Here is a 17,172-nt window from a genome sequence, read left to right on the forward strand (position 1 = left end):
CTGGCACTTTGGGCCCGACTATTGACCCGGAGCGTCCGATTCGTCCCTATGTTCTGCTTCCCAGGCTGCCTGCTCGGCGCGCCGCCGCTCTCGCTCCCTATCAAGCTTGTTGCCCCAGTAGATCGACGCTGTCCACAGCGCGAGGAAGGACAGGCCGACAGCGAAGCTGGCCGGCATCCACACACCGGTGACGAGAACGACGGCCTGCGCCAACGAACCGACGATAACGCCGGCACGCTGGAACCGGCCGAGAACGATCGCGGCTATGAGAAGGGCGAGCATGCCGACCCCTGTCAGTGCCCACACGGTCGCGGCCGGAGCGAGCCTGAGCCCGAAGGCCGTGACGCCCGCGAACAGGACGACAAGGATCTCGAGAATGAGCATTGTCATCGTGAACTGCGTGAGCGCCGACCCCTTCGGCACGGGTGCAGTCATCGGATCCCGTGCCATTACGGGCTCCTCGTCGCCTTCGCAAACAGCTCTCGTACCCTCGCCGCGAGCTCGATCGAGCCAATGGCGAGAACTGCTGGCGCCGTCATTTCTTCGCGGTTGAGAGATTCCGCGAGCGATGCAGCCATGTCGACTGCGTCCAGCAGGTCGTACTCTTCGCGAACTCTTTCCTCACCGAAGACGTCCTCGGCGATCTGCCGAGCATCCTCGACTGGGAGCGCCCGCGGATTACTCAGGCTCGTGACGACAACGGCATCGAGAAAGGGTTCGAGGATGCCGAGCATCGCCTCAACGTCCTTGTCCGCCATGACCGCGAACACGCCGACGATCGGACCGTGGAACGTCTCCTTCATCGCGGCGGCCGCAGCGGCGAGCCCGGCGGGGTTGTGCCCACCATCCGCGACGACGGCGGGCGAGGAACGGACGAGCTCGAGCCGTCCAGGCGACTGGACCGACATGAGCGCATGTTCGATGACGGTGCCGTCGAGCGCCGATCCCCCGAAGAACGCCTCGACCGCCGCGATCGCGAGAACCGCGTTACGGGCCTGGTGGTGGCCGAGCAGATTGAGCGGAACCTCTCGGTAGGAGGCGGCCGGCGTGCCGACACTGATCATCTGCCCACCCACGCCGGGTGTGCGATCCTCCAGGAGGATATCCCTCCCCTCGAAAAGCAACCGGGCCCGGTGCTTCGAAACGGCATCGGCGAGGATCGGCAAGACATCCTCGTGCTGGACGGCCGAGACAACCACTGAACCATCTTTGATGATGCCAACTTTTTCGGATGCGACCTCGGCGCGGGTTGTCCCGAGGTAGCGAGCGTGGTCAATATCAATCGTCGTGAGAACGGCGACGTCAGCGTCGATAACGTTCGTCGCATCCCACAGCCCTCCCATGCCAACCTCGATGACGGCGACATCGACCGGAGCATCGGCGAACGCTGCATAGGCCATGACGGTGAACAGTTCAAAGGTCGATAGCGGGGGCCCGCCGCTCCGCGCCGACGCGGCATCGACCATCGCGACGGCTGGGTGGACCTGCTCCCACACGTCGATCCACTCCTGGCGGGAAAGGATTCGATCGTCGATGGAGATTCGCTCCCTCATCGTGTGCATGTGCGGCGATGAGTAGCGGCCGACCCGAAGACCCTTCTCGGCAAGTAGCGCGGCGATCATCCGGGACGTTGACGTTTTGCCGTTGGTGCCGGTGATGTGGATCGTGCGATATGTCGTGTGAGGGTTGCCGAGAATGTCGAGGCAGTCGACAACCCGCTGGGTCGACGGCTGAACGTCGTGCTCGGGGGCGCGCGCTGCGAGCTCGGCGGCGATGTCCGCCATTCGCTCCTCCAGGCCCGTCATATCGGCAAGCTCGCGGGTCGCATCGGGCTCTGCAATAACATCTGCAATGACGTCAGAGTCACCGAGCAGGCCGGACGCAGCGATTGCGGCGACAGCGTCCCCGTACCCCTGCTCGTCCTCCTCGGCTCCCGTTGCCGCCGCGTCCGTTATGCCAAGCTCCTCGCGGTCACCGATGTACGGCGAATGGCCCGGGTCCGCACCGTCTGCGATCGCATCGTCTTTTCGGTCGTCGTTGTCTCTCACGCGGACTTCTCCGTCACGACGGCGAGCTCGCCCTCGACGATCTCAGTTTCGACAGCTAGCGTCTCTGCCTTGATGAGATCGAGATTGGCCTCAACTGCGCCGCGATTCTCCGCAGGGACGGTCATCGTCAGGCGGATCCGGTCTGCGACGTGCAGGCCGGTCGACTTACGGGTGTCTTGGATAACGCGGATGAGGTCGCGAGCATAGCCTTCCGCGAGTAACTCGTCGTCCAGCTCCGTGTCAAGAACAACGAAGGAACCCGAGTCGAGGACCGTTGCCGCATCGCCTTCCGCTGCGTTGACGACCGTCGTGAGGACGAACTGGCCCGGCGTGAGAGTGACAGGCTCATCGAGCTCCATGACGACGTTCTCGCCGTCACGGTGCCAGGTCCCGGACTTTGCGGCCTTAAAGAGGCTGGACGTCATTTTTCTCATGTCGCCGGGCAGTTCCCGCGGCTGAACGGCCAGCTCTTCGGTGACCTCCAGGCCGGAATCCGCGGGGCGGGTGATCTTGACGGATTTGACGTTGACTTCGGCGGCGATGAGGTCCGCGAAGGGGGCGAGGTCAAGTGTCGTCACACATTCGAGAGCGCGTAGGGGCTGACGCACGCGGAGTTTCTCCGCCTTGCGGAGAGAGTGTGCGGCCGAGACAACAGCACGGACTTCGTCCATGACTTCGACGAGCTCCTCGTCCTCCCAGGACGAGGGAAGTTCTGGCCAGTCGGTGAGGTGGACGGAGCGGCCGCCCGTCAGGCCGCGCCAGATCTCCTCGGAGACGAGCGGGGCGAGGGGTGCGATGACTTTCGCGAGGGTCTCGAGTGCTGTGTACAGCGCATCGAACGAGCCCGTGTTCTCCTCCCAGAACCGGTCGCGCGACGTGCGCACGTACCAGTTGGTCAACAGGTCGAGGAAGTGGCGGATCCGTTCGGCGGCGTTCGGGATCTCGTACTTCTCCAGGTCGGCGCGCACATCGTCCGCCAGCTTCTTCGTCGATGCGAGGAGGTAGCGGTCCATAACGTCGAGGGTTGCCGGGTCGGTCACGAGCTTTGCCTCATATCCCGCACCCTTATTGCACGTACCGGCGTACAGCGCGAAGAAGTAGTACGTGTTCCACAGCGGCAGAAGAACCTGGCGGACCGTATCCCGCAGTCCCTGCTCGGTCACGATGAGGTTGCCGCCGCGCACGATCGGAGATGCCATGAGGAACCAGCGCATCGCGTCTGCACCGACGTCGTTGAACATCTCGTAGACGTCGGGGTAGTTGCGCAGGGATTTGCTCATCTTCTGGCCGTCGTTGCCGAGCACGATGCCGTGGGAAACCGATGTGCGGAAAGAGGGCTTGTCGAACAGGGCCGTCGCGAGCACGTGGAGGGTGTAGAACCAGCCGCGAGTCTGGCCGACGTACTCGACGATGAAGTCACCCGGGTAGTGGCTCTCGAACCAGTCCTCGTTATCGAACGGGTAGTGCACCTGCGCGAATGGCATGGAGCCGGAGTCGAACCACACATCGAGGATGTCCTCGATGCGCCGCATCGTCGACTGGCCAGTTGGGTCATCCGGGTTCGGGCGGGTGAGCTCGTCGATGTAGGGCCGGTGAAGGTCCACTTCACCGCGCTCATTCATCGGCAGGCGGCCGAAGGCCTCGTCGAGCTCCTTGAGGGAGCCATAGACGTCGATACGAGGGTACTCCGGGTTATCGGACACCCACACGGGGATCGGGCTACCCCAGTAGCGGTTGCGCGAGATCGACCAGTCGCGCGCTCCTTCAAGCCACTTGCCGAACTGACCATGCTTGATGTGGTCGGGAACCCACGTGATGTCCTCGTTGAGTTCGACCATGCGGTCGCGGAACTTCGTGACCGACACGAACCACGACGTCACCGCCTTGTAAATGAGGGGTTCGCGGCAGCGCCAGCAGTGCGGGTAGGAGTGCACGTAGGAAGCCTGGCGGACGAGGACCGGGCGGTCCTCTCCCCTGCGCTCCATTGACCCCGTGCCGTCGCGCAGGTCACGGATGATCGGCATGTTCGCCTCGAACACCTGCATGCCCTCGTAATCGGAGACTGCGGAGGTGAAGACGCCGCGGCTGTCGACGGGGACAACGGGCGTGATGCCGGCCTCTCGACACACGACCATGTCGTCCTCGCCGAAGGCGGGCGCAAGGTGGACAAGGCCAGTGCCGTCCTCGGTCGTGACAAAGTCGCCCGCAATGATCTGGAAGGCGTTCGGTCCGGGTGCCTCGGACTCGCCAACGAAGTAGTCGAAGATTGGGGCGTAGCGGCGGCCCTCGAGATCGCGACCTTTGACGGTGTCGACAATGGTGGGGTCCTCGCCAAGCTCCTTCGCGTACGAGGCAACAAGATCAGCGGCGAGGATTACGCGTTCGTTGGCAAGGGCTCCCTCGGCGGGGGCGACAACTGCGTAGTCAACGTCCGGGTGGACGGCGACCGCGAGGTTTGAGGGAAGGGTCCACGGTGTCGTCGTCCAGATAAGAGCGAGCTCGCCGGTCTCAAGCCGCATGCCGACCGTCACCGTCTGGTCCTGGCGGTCCTTGTAAACGTCGTCGTCCATCTTCAGCTCGTGATTCGACAGCGGCGTTTCGTCATTCCAGCAGTACGGCAGAACCCGGTAGCCCTCGTAGGCGAGCCCCTTGTCGTAGAGGGTCTTGAATGCCCAGATGACGGATTCCGTGTAGGACGTGTCGAGGGTCTTGTAGTCGTTGTCGAAGTCGACCCAGCGGGCCTGGCGGGTGACGTAGTCCTCCCACTCCTTCGTGTACTTAAGGACGGACGAACGGCACTCGGCATTGAAGACGTCAATGCCCATCTCCTCGATCTCGTCCTTCGTCTCAATCCCGAGGAGCCGCTGAGCTTCAAGCTCAGCTGGCAGGCCGTGCGTGTCCCAGCCGAAGCGTCGCTCGACGCGTCTGCCGATCTGCGTCTGGAAGCGGCCGACAAGGTCCTTGACGTAGCCGGTGAGGAGGTGACCGTAGTGGGGTAGGCCGTTGGCAAAGGGCGGACCATCGTAGAAGACGAACTCGTTCGATCCATTCTCGCCAGCATCCCTGTTGTCAATGGATGCCTGGAACGTTCCGTCCTTCTCCCAATAGGCGAGAATGTCCTCTTCAAGAGCGGGGAAGCTCGGGGACGCCGCGACGTCGCCGTCGCGGTGAAGGGGGTAACGCACGGACTTCTCAGTCATGGACAGCCATCTCCTACTCGGTCTGCGCCGGGACGAGCGGATCGGTTTCGATCCTCCCGCGGTACCACCCCGCTTGCCGCACTGCGGCCGCTTCATTAGGAGACGATGACGGGTCCAACCGTCCGGTTCTACTGAGCGTGGCGCTGTTCTTCCGGAAGCTCACCGGTGATACCCCTCGCGGGCCGGGTCATAGCGTTCGACAGTCTACAGCCTCTCGACCGCACAGTTCCAGAAGGATCCCCCTCGATCTGCGTCACATGCGTGCCCGCACACGTCATGGCGACAGCGCACAATGATCGTTCCCGTCGTGCCAGAATTGGACAATGATCGTCGCACAAATCGCACTGCCAGCCTCCCCGGTTCCGTCCCGGGCGATGACGGAGCTGCGCCGCATCGTTGAGCAGAACGTCATGGAGATCGACGGCGACGCCGAGACCGTGTATTCGCCGGAGATGTTCACCCGGCACTACCGCAGCCAGCACACGTGGAAAATCATCCATCTGCTCGCCATCGATGGCGAGCTCGGTGAGCGGATGGAATCGTCATACGGGCTACCGTTACTCGCTGGCTCGAGCGACGGCGTCGCGCTCTGGGGTCATGACCCTGCCGTCCCCATCTCCCTCACCCCCGAGGCGCCGTGGCACGGCGACGTCGTAGGAATGGCGAGCGTTAGGGTTCCGCTGAGGGAGACGTTGGACTCAGCCCATGTCGATATCAATGCCGCGCTCGGCCGCGAGGATGCGTACGGCCCGCTTTGGGAGGCCGCGCGGGCAATCTGTGTCGCCGAGAATCGGACAAAGATCACCGCATACGAGGATCATCCGTTCGGACTCGAGCTGCGGGCCCCGAGCTCCGAACTCACGCTGGCACGGACCCGCTACTCGGACTTTCTCGAAGGCGCAGGCTTCGTGCTAACTCAGACGGAAACATGTAGCAGGCTCCCCCTGCCGGTTGACGACACTGTCGCCGCCACACTCACCGCAGAGGCACTTGAGAAGGCTGATGGATACCGAACCGTGTCCTGGGCAGGTCCCACGCCGGAGGAGTACCGGCACGACCTCGTTACCCTTATCAGCGCCTTCCAGCTCGACATGCCAACTGCCGGCATCGTGCAGAGCGAGATCAACTTCGATGTCGACCGGCTCGTCGAAGGAGACCGGCGTCTCAAGGCCCTCGGTATCACGTCACTCATGACCGTCGCCCAGCACATTGACACGGGTCATCTCGTCGCCCACACGCGGCTCGATCTTCTTCCCGATTCCCGCGCCGTCATCCAGGAAGACACTCTCGTCCTCAATGAGCACCGCGGGCACCGGCTTGGCCTCCTCATCAAGATGGAGAACCTGCGCCAGCTCAAAATGCTCGCTCCCGAGAAGACCTTCATCCAGACATGGAACGCCGGGGAGAATGCGTGGATGTGGTCGATTAATGAGCGGATGGGGTTCCGTCCCCACAGCTACGCAGGTCAGTGGCAGAAGGACATCTCCGCAGGCTAACAATGCCTCCTTGCCGCCGGTCGGTATGATGCTGGCGGGAGGAATAGCATGCATCACGCACATGCGGTCGATAACCGCAGGCGGCTCGTCATCGCCTTCAGCATCACGTTCACCATCCTCATTGCAGAGGTGATCGGCGCCCTGTGGACCGGCAGTCTCGCCCTGCTCGTCGATGCGGGGCACATGTTGACGGACACGATGGGACTGCTCATGGCCCTCGTCGCGACCCAGCTCACCATGCGCTCGCCGACAAAGAAGAGGACGTGGGGTCTGCGTAGAGCAGAGGTCCTCGCCGCATTCTTCCAGGCTTCGATCCTCTTCGCCGTGGGAGCGTTCACCCTCGTTGAGGGGATGCGGCGACTGTGGGATCCGCCGGAGGTGCAGGCAACCGGACTCATCATCTTTGGCGTCGTCGGCCTCGCCGGAAACCTCATCTCGCTTGCCGTGCTCAGTAGCGGCCGCTCCTCCAACCTCAACATGAGGGCAGCATTTCTCGAGGTGCTCAACGATGCTCTCGGCTCTGTCGCCGTCATTGTTGCCGCCATCATCATCACGTACACGGGTTGGACCCAGGCAGACGCGATAGCCGGTATCCTCATCGCCGTCTTCATCCTCCCGAGAAGCCTCATCATTATCCGGGAGTCGATGTCGATCCTCCTCGAGTCAACCCCGCGGGGCCTTGACCTGGAGGAGGTCCGCGCCCACATCCTCGCCCTACCTCATGTCATCGCCGTCCACGACTTGCACGCCTCCCTCATCGCGTCGAACTTTCCAACCCTGTCCGCGCACGTCGTGCTCGATGATTGCTGCTTTTACGATTCCCACGCACCGCACATCCTCGACGCCCTCCAGGAGTGCGTCCGCGATGACTTCGGCATCGAGCATGCGACATTCCAGTTAGAGCCAACATCCCACTCCCGGCACGAGTTCGACACGCACGACTAAGAGCGCGCACCACCGCCACCCACGGCACGTCGGTGCACAAGGGCTCCACAACGTCGGCTTCCTCGAGCGTGGACCCACTCACTGCATCATGCGCAGCTCGTGACCTGCCGCCAGTGTCATTCACCGGCAAAGCCCGGCCGCCCTATTTCAGTCGGCGACCGTCACGACGCGTTCTGTCGAGGATGCGGCGAACGAGGTCCCGGTGGGATGACGTGTCAGCGGCTGAGAGGTAAGCGCTCGCCATACGGAGCGGATCGCCGTGGAAGTAGTACTCGAAGAGGGCCTGCCGACCGGCGAATGAGGACACCGCTGCGTCGAAGCCGAGGTTGAAAAGTCGCACTCGTTCGCCTCCCGGGAGGGACTTCCCCTGGAGGAAGCGGTCAACATCGCCTCCCAGGTCACCGTCGAGGTCGCCCTCGAAGGGGAGCGCTGTGAGTCCAGATGCTCCGAACTTGCGGATTGCCTGGGGTAGTGACTGAAAGTAGCGCGGGTACCACGTGCGAACTGCGGCGAGCGGCTCCATGGCCGGCTGGAAAAAGCCGACATCGTTGACGTAGCCGTCGGCCTCGGCTGCCCGCAGGGCAGACCGTCCCATCTGAACCGCGACGAGAGCTTGGGCGATATCGTCCTGGACGTGACCGTAGCCGTCGATCCCGATGGCCTCCGACATCTCGGCCAGCAGTCCCGCATAGAACTCGGTCTTGACGGTTGTGCGGGTGACCGACTGGTGTGCCATGAGGGCTGCCGCACCGGTGTGGGTGAACATCGTGTTCGATTTCGCAGGATGCCCGAACAGGAACACGCGATCCCACGGGACCGTGACCTCAGTGAAGATGCAGACAGCATCGATTTCCTCGAACCGCGCCGCGAGCGGCTCATCGACAGCGGACGTTCCGCGGCGCAGGGGCCTGCGACACAGTAACGTCAGACCGTCGATGTCGGAGGGCACCGCGAAGGCAAACGAGTACGGTTTGTCGTCCATGCTGCTTCGGAGCACTGTCTGCGGCATGACGAGGATTTCGTCCGCGAGCGGTGCATTTGTCGCGATCATCCGGGCTCCGGAGACGACGATGCCGCGGTCGTTCTGATCGACGACCCGAAGCGTTGTCTCACCACCACCCTGCTCGGAGGCGGACACGGAGCGGTTGACCTGGGGAGAGCCGATGGTCGACGTGAGCAGAAGATCGTTCTCCTTCACCCACGTGGCGTAGTCGACGATGTTCTTCTCAAACTGTGGATCAGCATCCGCGAACCAGGCTCCTGCCTGGCTGAACGCGGTGAGCGCCGCGTTCATGTGATCCCCGGTCCTGCCGAGCATCCCTCCCGAGTATTCGGCGCATGCTCGTGCGGCCTTCCGCCGCACAACGAGGTCAGCCTCTGTCCGCGGCACGAGGAAGGATGCAGCGAACCGCTCTCCGTTCTCGTCATACGTCAGGCGCTCGTCCACCTTCTGCAGGTCGTATAGGTCAGCGTAGGAGGCGATGATCCCGGCGAACGCAGGATGATCGATGACAGAGTCGACCTTCCCATCCATGTACACATTCGGATTCATGGCCCGCAGGGCCTCGATGTACCCCGCCCCAGTACGAACTGACATGTCTCTCCTCAGATGAGGTGCTCGCGGCCGAGCACAGTTTCGGAGATCTCGGTGAACCGCGACCCATTAAAGCCAAGCGCGTCGCCGCGTCGCGAGGCGAATGAGCGGATCTCTCCCAGGACGAGGGTGTGATCGCCGCCGTCGTAACGTGCCCACGGAGTGCAGTCGAACCATGCGAGTGCGCCCGCGAGACGGGGAGCCGCGCCACCCTCGATCCACGTCGGCGAGTCATTGGGGCGGCCCGCGAAATGCCAGGCGACGTCCTCCTGAGATGAGCCGAGGACGTTGACTGAGAACGGTCGGTCGAGCAGGAGGTCGTGGGAGGAGGCTGTTCTCTGGATCGACACGAGAAGGAGCTGCGGATCAAATGACACGGACGTGAAGGAGTTGACTGTGATGCCGCGGCGGGCACCATCCGCCTCAAAAGCGACGACACACACCCCGGTCGGGAACCGTGAGAACGCCATCCGTAGCCGCTCGCGCTCCGTCGGCTCAGGAAGTGGCCGCGGCTCACTGCGCTCGCGCCGCTGCTCAACAAACCTATCCATGCCCCTCCATCATGACGATGTCCATACTGCCAGCACATGTGCCGCTGGCTACTTGCAAGCCTCAGCCGCGTGCGACGAGCGTATTGCTGGCCTGAGCGACGGGACGCATGATGAGGGAGTCGATGTTGACGTGCGCGGGTAGCTCGAGTGCCCACATGATCGCTTCGGCAACATCGTCCCCGACAAGCGGTTCTGCAACGCCCTCGTAGACCTTCTCGGCTGCGTCTGCCGACCCGAGCCTGTTGAGGGAGAATTCCTCGGTCTTCACCATGCCGGGCGCGATTTCGATGATGCGGATTGGCTCGCCGACGAGCTCGAGGCGAAGGGTGTTCGGCAACATCCGCTCCGCATGCTTGGCGGCCGTATATCCGGCCCCGCCCGGGTATGTGTCGTGGGCGGCAGTCGAGGTGAGGAAGAGGATCGAGCCACCACCGCGCGTGCGGAAGTGTGGGATAAGGGCCTGGGTTATGCGGAGAGTGCCGAGGACATTCATGTCGTACATGGCCTGCCAGTCATCGATGTTGCCGTTCTCAACACGGTCGGCTCCGCGGGCGCCGCCGGCATTGTTGACGAGGGAATCGACATCGAATTCGACCGCCCTCCCCGCGAGCGCCTCAACATCTGCGCTGACTGTCAGATCCGCTGCGAACCAGTCGCAACCGGTCTCCTCCGCGAGCGCCTGCAGGCGGTCCGTTCGCCGGGCGGTCGCGAGCACATTCCACCCGGCACGCCGCGCCCGGCGGACGGTTGCTGCTCCGATTCCTGTCGATGCTCCCGTGATGAGTACGCGTTTGGTCATGTTGCCAGTCTGCCCATATCCGCTCGGTTAGGCTAGCGACATGATTGGATTCTTGGGTTCCGGAAACATGGCTCGCGCGATCGTCATGGGTCTTGTCGCGGGTGACTATGACCCGAGCGAGATCGTCGTCTCGGCGCGTGACCCACGCAACGCGGAGCGGCTCGCACACGTGGCCGGTGTCGACTTCGCGGGCTCCAATGTCGAATTGGTCGACATGATCGGGATGGACGGAACCCTCGTTCTCGCTGTCAAGCCTCACCTTATCGCCGGGGTTCTTCAAGAGATTCATAGCGCTCTCGAAGGCACGTCGATCCTCGTTGTCTCGCTCGCAGCGGGGACGACGCTTGCCACGCTCGAGAAGCACCTACCAGCTGGGCAGGCCGTCGTCCGGACGATGCCGAACGTCAATTCCCACATCGGTGCCGGTATGACCGGTATTTGTGGGAACGAGCATGCGACCGAGGCGCAGCTCGACACCGTCTTCGCGATCTTTGACGCAATTGGCGATGTCGCCCATATTGCCGAACGCGAGTTCCCAGCTTTCACTGCTCTCGCGGGCTGCTCACCGGGATACACGTTCGAGTACATTGAAGCGCTCGCGCGCGGTGGGGTTGCGAACGGTATTCCGAAGGCTCAGGCCGTTCGCATCGCCGCGCAGGCTGTGCTCGGTTCGGCCCAGATGGTGCTCGAGCGAGCATCGGAAGGATTGTCACCGGCGAACCTTCGTGACACGGTGAGCTCACCCGGGGGCACGACAATCGCGGGCATGGTCGCCATGGAGGATGCTGGTTTTTCGGCCGCGGTTGTTCGCGGTGTCCAGGCCTCTGTCGACCGGGACAACGAGATGCAGAAGGATTCCTGACTGTCTGCAGTCGTGGGGCCGCGGTGGCTCACGTGGGTCCTCCATGCGGTATCGACGTGAGCGGTTGACCGAACTCGGGGCAATTAGCCCCTCATAGCCACCCCCTCACGCCAGTAACCCATGAACGCGACCCTGCGCCGGTCGATGCCAACGTCGCGGACGAGGTGACGCCGAAGGCCTGTGACAACGCTACTCTCGCCAGCGATCCAGCAGTACGGCCACGCCTCCGACGTTGCGCTCGGGCCCGGCGTCGGAGCGCCGGAGGCGGAGTGGGTAGGTGTCTCCCAGATGAGCTCATCGGACGTCGCGGGCTCGTGTGTTGTCATATGCCAGCCGAGCGCTGGTCCGAGTAGCGCGCCCCTGGGCGCACCATCGCGTGGGAGCCACCGCACGTCGATCGTGCTGGGACCGTCAATCGTCAGCCGGTCCTCGGATGTCGGAACTTCGATGAATGCCTGCCCGGAGAGCGAGGTCCCCTCGTCCTCGAGATCTTCGAGGATCCGAGCGATCGCAGGCGCCGCGGTCTCGTCGCCGAGGAGGATGACCTCACGTGCTCCGGCGGGATCGAATTCGATTCCTCCCGACGCAGGCCCCTGGGACGGGATGACAATGAGTAGCTAATCTCCGGGCCTCGCTGTGGCCGCCCACTCCCCCGCCGGGCCGCAGACATCACCGTGCATGACAACATCGACAGCCAGATGCAGGCCGTCGCTGCGTCGCGTCAGGCTTCGTATCGAGTAGGTCCTCATGCTCCCGCGCTTATCCTCAGGAAGGGCGAGCCATTCTCTGTACCACTCGGGGTCCGATCCGAGGATGGGGAGTTGCCCGGAGTGCGGCGGGACAATGAGCTTGATCCGTTGATCATAGATCGGGTAATCGATCATGAGTGAGTCGACGTCTGGCCCCGTGAAAACGATTCGGCGGAAGTGGGGGCTGAGATCGATGACAGCGTCAACCGTTGCGCGGATCGGAACATACATGGTGGTCACGCGTCCTTCACGTGGTGGCGGCCTACCGGCATAACGAGTGGAGTGCCGGAGACAGGGTCGAGGTGGATCTGACTGCGGATGCCGAACACCTCCTCAATGTGTTCGGGGGTGACAACCTCGTACGGTGCACCGTGGACGTGGATAGCGCCGTCCTTCATCGCGACGAGATAGTCCGAGTACCGGGCGGCAAGATTGATGTCGTGGAGGACCATGACGATCGTCGTGCCCTGCTCCCGGTTGAGATCGGTGAGCAGATCGAGGATTTCGAGCTGGTTAGCGATATCGAGGAACGTTGTCGGCTCATCGAGCAGGAGAACGTCCGTTTGCTGCGCCAACGACATGGCGATCCACACCCGTTGGCGCTGCCCGCCTGATAGTTCATCGACCGCGCGCTCCGCGAGATCGGACGTGTTCGTCACTTCGAGTGCACGAGCAACCACCTCGTAGTCGCGGGCCGACCAGCGTCCCATGAGGCCCTGATGGGGGTGGCGGCCGCGGCCGACGAGATCAGCGACAACGATGCCCTCTGGCGCGACCGGCGATTGCGGGAGCAACCCGAGGATTCGAGCGAGCTGTTTTGCAGACCGGGAGGAAAGGAGTGAACCGTCAAGGAGGACCTCGCCGTTGGCGGGCGTGAGTAGCCGGGAGAACGCTCGGAGCAAAGTCGACTTGCCGCACCCGTTCGGGCCGACGATCGACGTGATAACGCCGGGTGGCACGGTGAGATCCATGCCGGTGATGACAGTCCGCTCCCCGTATCCGAGAGAGACATCCTTCGCAGCTAAAACGCGGTTCATAGAGTGCTCCGATTCGAACGGACGAGGAGATAGATAAGGAAGGGCGCGCCGAGCGCGCCGGTGATGACGCCGACCGGATAACGCGTACCGAGTGCGTACTGGCCGACAAGATCCGACAGGAGAATGATGAGCGCTCCGGTGAGCGCCGAGGGAACGATGAGGGGACCGCCGGGCCCCACAATGCGAGCAGCAATGGGTCCGGAAAGAAACGCGACGAAGGCAACGGGACCGCACGCCGCCGTCGCGACAGCGATGAGGATGACCGAGCAGATGATGAGGCTCACTCTGGCGAGAGTGACCCGGGCCCCGAGCGCCGTCGCACTGTCGTCACCCAGCCGCAGGAGGTCGAGGCTACGACTGAACGCGAGCATGGTCGGCATGAGGGCAGAAACAACAACGAGAAGAGGGAGTGTGCGCTCCCACGTTGCGGCGTTGAGTGACCCGGTGAGCCACCGTGTCGCGCTCGGCAGGTCCCACGTGCTCGCCTGTGACAGGGCGTAGGTGACGACAGAGTGGAGCATGGCGGCCACTCCGATACCGATGAGGATGAGGCGCGTGCCGACGAATCCGTCCTTGTAGGAGAGGAGGTAGATGGCGAGGGCAACAAGAAGGGAGGCGATAAGGGCAACGATGGAGACCTGCGACTGGCTCATCCCGAAGATGACGATGCCGATAACGCCAGCCGCCGAGGCTCCGGCCGAGATCCCGATAATGTCCGGTGATGCGAGCTGATTGCGGAGCATCGTCTGGAAGGTCACCCCTGCCGCGCCGAAGGCAAAGCCCGCGAGAAGTCCCATCGTCGCCCGAGGCAAGCGGAGCTCGCCAACGCTGTAGCTGGCACCGGGGACCTGCTCACCGCGGATGACTCGCACGATCTCGGCGGGGCTGTAAACGTTCTCGCCCCACATGAGACTGACGATGTAGACGGCGGCGACGGCAACGATGAGGAAGGCGACAATGAGGGTGCGGCGGCGCCTACGAGAACGGCGGGCGGATCTGAGTGCCGCTGCGGGCGTCGACAGCGGACCATTGGCCACTGTGCTCGGCGTGGGAACATCCTTCACATCGATGTCGCTTGTTCGCAGGGTCATAGCTCTCTCACCCGCTGACGTCTCACGATCCAGATGAAGAAGGGGGCGCCGATGATCGGCATGATGATCCCAACCGCGATCTCACTCGGCCTCGTCATCACACCTCCAAGAGTGTCCGCGCTGACGAGGAGGGCCGCGCCGGCAAGCGCGGAGAACGGAATGAGCCAGCGGTGATCCGTGCCGACGAGCAGCCGGCACATGTGCGGAACGATGAGTCCGACGAAGGCGATCGGCCCAGCAAGAGCTGTGGCGACACCGCACAGGATGACGGCGCCAATCGAGCTGACGATCCGGGTGCGAAGCACCCGTTCACCGAGACCTGACGCCATCTCATCGCCAAGGGCAAGCGCGTTCATTCCCCTGGCCATGAGTAGACAGATGATGGCTCCCACGGCAAGGAGCGGAGCCCCCAGGGCCAGCCTGTCCCATGACACACCTGCAACACCACCAATCTGCCAGTGCCGGTAGCTGTCCATGACGTCGATGCGGGGAAGAAGAACCGCCGAGACGAGTGCCGAGAGTGCGGCTGAGGTGGCCGCCCCGGCGAGTGCCAGCTTGAGCGGTGTCGCCCCTGCCCTGCCGAGAGAGCCAACAACGTAGACAAAAACGGACGCTGCCGCGGCGCCGATGATGGCGAGGACCATGATGGTGACCGGGTTGACGACACCGAAGAAGGTCATACCCACGACAACAGCGAGCGAGGCTCCCGACAGGACACCGAAGATCCCGGGGTCGGCAAGGGGGTTGCGGGTGACCGCCTGCATCGTTGTCCCCGCGACGGCCAACGCGGCACCGACGGCGATGCCAAGAACGGTGCGGGGAAAGCGGGCCGCGGCGGCTGCCTGCTCAGCTGTCTCCGTTGATCCCAGCAAACCCGCCATAGCATCCGACGCCGAGATCGATCGAACGCCGAACATAATCGAGCCGATGAAGGCGAGGGCGAGCAGGGCGAGGAGCAGGGCGAGCGATCGAGATCGGCCGCTCGCCCTGCTCCGACCGCGGGCAACCGCTGTCGGCTCGGTCATGATGTCAGCCAAGCGCGTCCTCGAGGAGTGCGAAGTAGTCGCTGATCCCCCAGCTGACGGACAGTGGCGACGGATTGGCAGCCGCTGCGAGCGGTCCGTTTCCGAGGAAGGCGACTCGGCCATCGGCGATGGCGGGAATGCGGGAGAGCAAAGGATCTGCCTGCCACGCCTCGAGGCTGGCCGCGTTCTCCGCCTCGTCGTCCGAGCCGTAGGTGATGAAGAGGTCGACGTCCTCAAACGCCTCGGGATTCTCTGCCGAAATCTCGACGTAGAACGACTCGGAATCGGCATTCTCCGCCAAGATGTCGGCCTCTTCGAAGCCGTTGTCGAGGAGGAACCCGGCGCGGGGATCGAGGGGGGTGTAGAAGCCGATCTTCGACGTGTCTGAGCCGTCGATAAACATGAAGAGCGGCACCGTGCCCTCGAGCATCGGATGCTCGGAGCTCGCCGCATCAATGTCGGCCTGGATGGTGTCGATAAGGTCCTCGCCCTCATCGACCATGCCGAGTGCCGTGGAGTTCATTGAAATCATCTCGTTGAGTGAGGTCCCCCACGCGACATCGGGGTAGGCGACGACCGGTGCGATCTTGCTGAGCTGGTCGTAGTCATCCTGGGTCAGGCCCGAGTAGGACGCAAGAATGACATCGGGAGTCGTGTTGTTGACCGAATCGAAGGGAATCGAATCGGTCGCGTCGAAGAGGACGGGAGATTCAGCGTCGAGCTCCGCGAGCCGTTCGTCGACCCAGGGCAGGATGCCATCACCATCGTCGTCGCCCCATGTCGCCTTCTCCATGCCGACCGGGACGATGCCGAGAGCCAGCGGCACCTCGTGGTTGCTCCACGCCACCGTTGCCACACGCTCGGGTTTCTCCTCAATGACGGTCTCACCGAAGGCGTGGCTGATCGTCACCGGAAAACCATCGGCGTCGGCCGCGTTCTCGTCAGTCGTTGTGTCTACAGCAGAACCCTCCTCGGATGGCCCGCCATCGTCAGAGCAGGCGGCGAGGGTGGTGGAGAGCGCTGCAGCGGCAAGAACTGCAGCAAATCGGCGAGAAGTCATGGGTGCTCCCAAATCGGAATTCAGCACGCTGGCCACAAAGATCCGCTACCCAGCGCGGGCCACCATTTAGGTAAGGCAGGCCTAACTTTACATAAAATTACGCAACACACATAGGACGTAATTCCGTGGCAGTGCGTTGAACCCGTGAGGATCGCAGGACCGCGCTGGGCGGCTCACGCGTCCGGGAGAGGTCACGCGCCGGCGCTAGTCCTGGTCCTCGTAAGTCAGCAGGTGGCCAAGGCCCCGGATCGCGACAACCGGATGACCCGGGTAAGTGTTCATGAGCACGTCCGCCATCCTCGCCAGGTCCTCCCGCAAACGCGACGTGCCGACGTGTGAATCGACGCCAGCGGCAGCAACATCTCCGGTGATGATGACCCCGGGCCTGCCCCCGAAGCGAGCGTCAAGCCCCCGCCTAATAGCACGGGCACTCGAGACCGGGTTCTCGGGCGGAAGAACAGCGATGCCACGGGGCGTGCGGCCAGCGCTCAGCACGCCCGACGTGCCAGCCTTAACCATGCGCCCCTCGCATATGGCGACGAGCTTGCGAGCGATAACGATGATGTCACCGCGAACGATCCCAAGCCTTCCATCTGGCCAGACGAGTTCGTTGAGCGCAGGCGCTATGAGGGCAGAAACATCATCGTTCATCGTGGCCTGCGGTATGCCAGGGACTGCGACAGCGAGCAGTGACGTGTGTGGTGCATGCATCTGT

The 17,172-nt window shown here is 63.3% G+C and carries 16 protein-coding genes; 3 read left to right on the plus strand and 13 right to left on the minus strand.

Annotated features, from left to right (window positions below; translation table 11 throughout):
* Positions 1-18 precede the first annotated feature (18 nt).
* The 3 genes from H7E91_RS06000 to ileS are packed head-to-tail and all read right to left on the minus strand — an operon-like array spanning position 19 to position 5,248.
* A complete protein-coding gene (locus H7E91_RS06000; protein ID WP_182354190.1) occupies positions 19-450 on the minus strand; it encodes a DUF4233 domain-containing protein in 432 nt (143 codons plus the stop codon).
* Positions 450-2,048 (minus strand): bifunctional folylpolyglutamate synthase/dihydrofolate synthase, encoded by a 1,599-nt coding sequence (locus H7E91_RS06005; RefSeq protein WP_338401750.1) that lies wholly within the window; start codon positions 2,046-2,048, stop codon positions 450-452. Before H7E91_RS06005 ends, H7E91_RS06000 begins: the two co-directional genes overlap by 1 nt.
* Positions 2,045-5,248, minus strand: coding sequence for an isoleucine--tRNA ligase (gene ileS, locus H7E91_RS06010; RefSeq protein WP_182354191.1), 3,204 nt, complete (start codon positions 5,246-5,248; stop codon positions 2,045-2,047). The genes H7E91_RS06005 and ileS overlap by 4 nt, the downstream gene beginning before the upstream one ends.
* Before the next feature lie 323 nt (positions 5,249-5,571).
* Here ileS and H7E91_RS06015 point away from each other — a divergent pair, with 323 nt between their 5' ends.
* A complete protein-coding gene (locus H7E91_RS06015) occupies positions 5,572-6,744 on the plus strand; it encodes a hypothetical protein (RefSeq protein WP_182354192.1) in 1,173 nt (390 codons plus the stop codon).
* Positions 6,745-6,792: 48 nt separating this feature from the next.
* Positions 6,793-7,689 carry a cation diffusion facilitator family transporter gene (locus H7E91_RS06020; protein WP_182354193.1) on the plus strand — a complete coding sequence of 299 codons (897 nt, stop codon included), beginning with the start codon at positions 6,793-6,795 and terminating at the stop codon, positions 7,687-7,689.
* Positions 7,690-7,831: 142 nt separating this feature from the next.
* Here H7E91_RS06020 and hpaB read toward each other — a convergent pair whose 3' ends face one another.
* From hpaB to H7E91_RS06035, 3 genes are all read right to left on the minus strand, one after another.
* Positions 7,832-9,286 (minus strand): 4-hydroxyphenylacetate 3-monooxygenase, oxygenase component, encoded by a 1,455-nt coding sequence (gene hpaB, locus H7E91_RS06025; protein ID WP_182354194.1) that lies wholly within the window; start codon positions 9,284-9,286, stop codon positions 7,832-7,834.
* 8 nt (positions 9,287-9,294) lie between these two features.
* The gene (locus H7E91_RS06030; protein ID WP_206680366.1) at positions 9,295-9,834 is read right to left on the minus strand and encodes a flavin reductase family protein; all 540 of its coding nucleotides are present in this window, start codon (positions 9,832-9,834) and stop codon (positions 9,295-9,297) included.
* A 61-nt stretch (positions 9,835-9,895) separates the two neighbouring features.
* A complete protein-coding gene (locus tag H7E91_RS06035) occupies positions 9,896-10,633 on the minus strand; it encodes an SDR family NAD(P)-dependent oxidoreductase (protein WP_182354195.1) in 738 nt (245 codons plus the stop codon).
* 40 nt (positions 10,634-10,673) lie between these two features.
* Between H7E91_RS06035 and proC the strand changes: the two genes are divergently transcribed.
* Entirely contained in the window at positions 10,674-11,495 is an 822-nt protein-coding gene (gene proC / locus H7E91_RS06040) for a pyrroline-5-carboxylate reductase (RefSeq protein WP_182354196.1), read from the plus strand.
* Positions 11,496-11,578: 83 nt separating this feature from the next.
* Here the strand turns inward: proC and H7E91_RS11520 are convergent, their stop codons facing one another.
* From H7E91_RS11520 to H7E91_RS06070, 7 genes are all read right to left on the minus strand, one after another.
* Positions 11,579-12,106, minus strand: a complete 528-nt coding sequence (locus tag H7E91_RS11520; protein WP_338401751.1) for a siderophore-interacting protein — start codon at positions 12,104-12,106, stop codon at positions 11,579-11,581.
* A 6-nt stretch (positions 12,107-12,112) separates the two neighbouring features.
* Complete coding sequence (locus H7E91_RS11525; RefSeq protein ID WP_241698441.1) at positions 12,113-12,475, minus strand: siderophore-interacting protein; 363 nt, start codon at positions 12,473-12,475, stop codon at positions 12,113-12,115.
* A 5-nt stretch (positions 12,476-12,480) separates the two neighbouring features.
* On the minus strand, positions 12,481-13,281 hold the full coding sequence (locus tag H7E91_RS06050) for an ABC transporter ATP-binding protein (RefSeq protein WP_182354197.1): 801 nt from the start codon (positions 13,279-13,281) through the stop codon (positions 12,481-12,483).
* Complete coding sequence (locus H7E91_RS06055) at positions 13,278-14,372, minus strand: FecCD family ABC transporter permease (RefSeq protein WP_182354198.1); 1,095 nt, start codon at positions 14,370-14,372, stop codon at positions 13,278-13,280. The genes H7E91_RS06050 and H7E91_RS06055 overlap by 4 nt, the downstream gene beginning before the upstream one ends.
* On the minus strand, positions 14,369-15,397 hold the full coding sequence (locus tag H7E91_RS06060; RefSeq protein WP_182354199.1) for a FecCD family ABC transporter permease: 1,029 nt from the start codon (positions 15,395-15,397) through the stop codon (positions 14,369-14,371). The genes H7E91_RS06055 and H7E91_RS06060 overlap by 4 nt, the downstream gene beginning before the upstream one ends.
* Before the next feature lie 4 nt (positions 15,398-15,401).
* The gene (locus H7E91_RS06065; RefSeq protein ID WP_182354200.1) at positions 15,402-16,457 is read right to left on the minus strand and encodes an iron-siderophore ABC transporter substrate-binding protein; all 1,056 of its coding nucleotides are present in this window, start codon (positions 16,455-16,457) and stop codon (positions 15,402-15,404) included.
* 204 nt (positions 16,458-16,661) lie between these two features.
* Positions 16,662-17,168 carry a hypothetical protein gene (locus H7E91_RS06070; protein ID WP_182354201.1) on the minus strand — a complete coding sequence of 169 codons (507 nt, stop codon included), beginning with the start codon at positions 17,166-17,168 and terminating at the stop codon, positions 16,662-16,664.
* Positions 17,169-17,172 lie beyond the last annotated feature (4 nt).

Origin of the sequence: Flaviflexus huanghaiensis, from assembly GCF_014118685.1 — a bacterium.
Taxonomy (GTDB): domain Bacteria; phylum Actinomycetota; class Actinomycetes; order Actinomycetales; family Actinomycetaceae; genus Flaviflexus; species Flaviflexus huanghaiensis.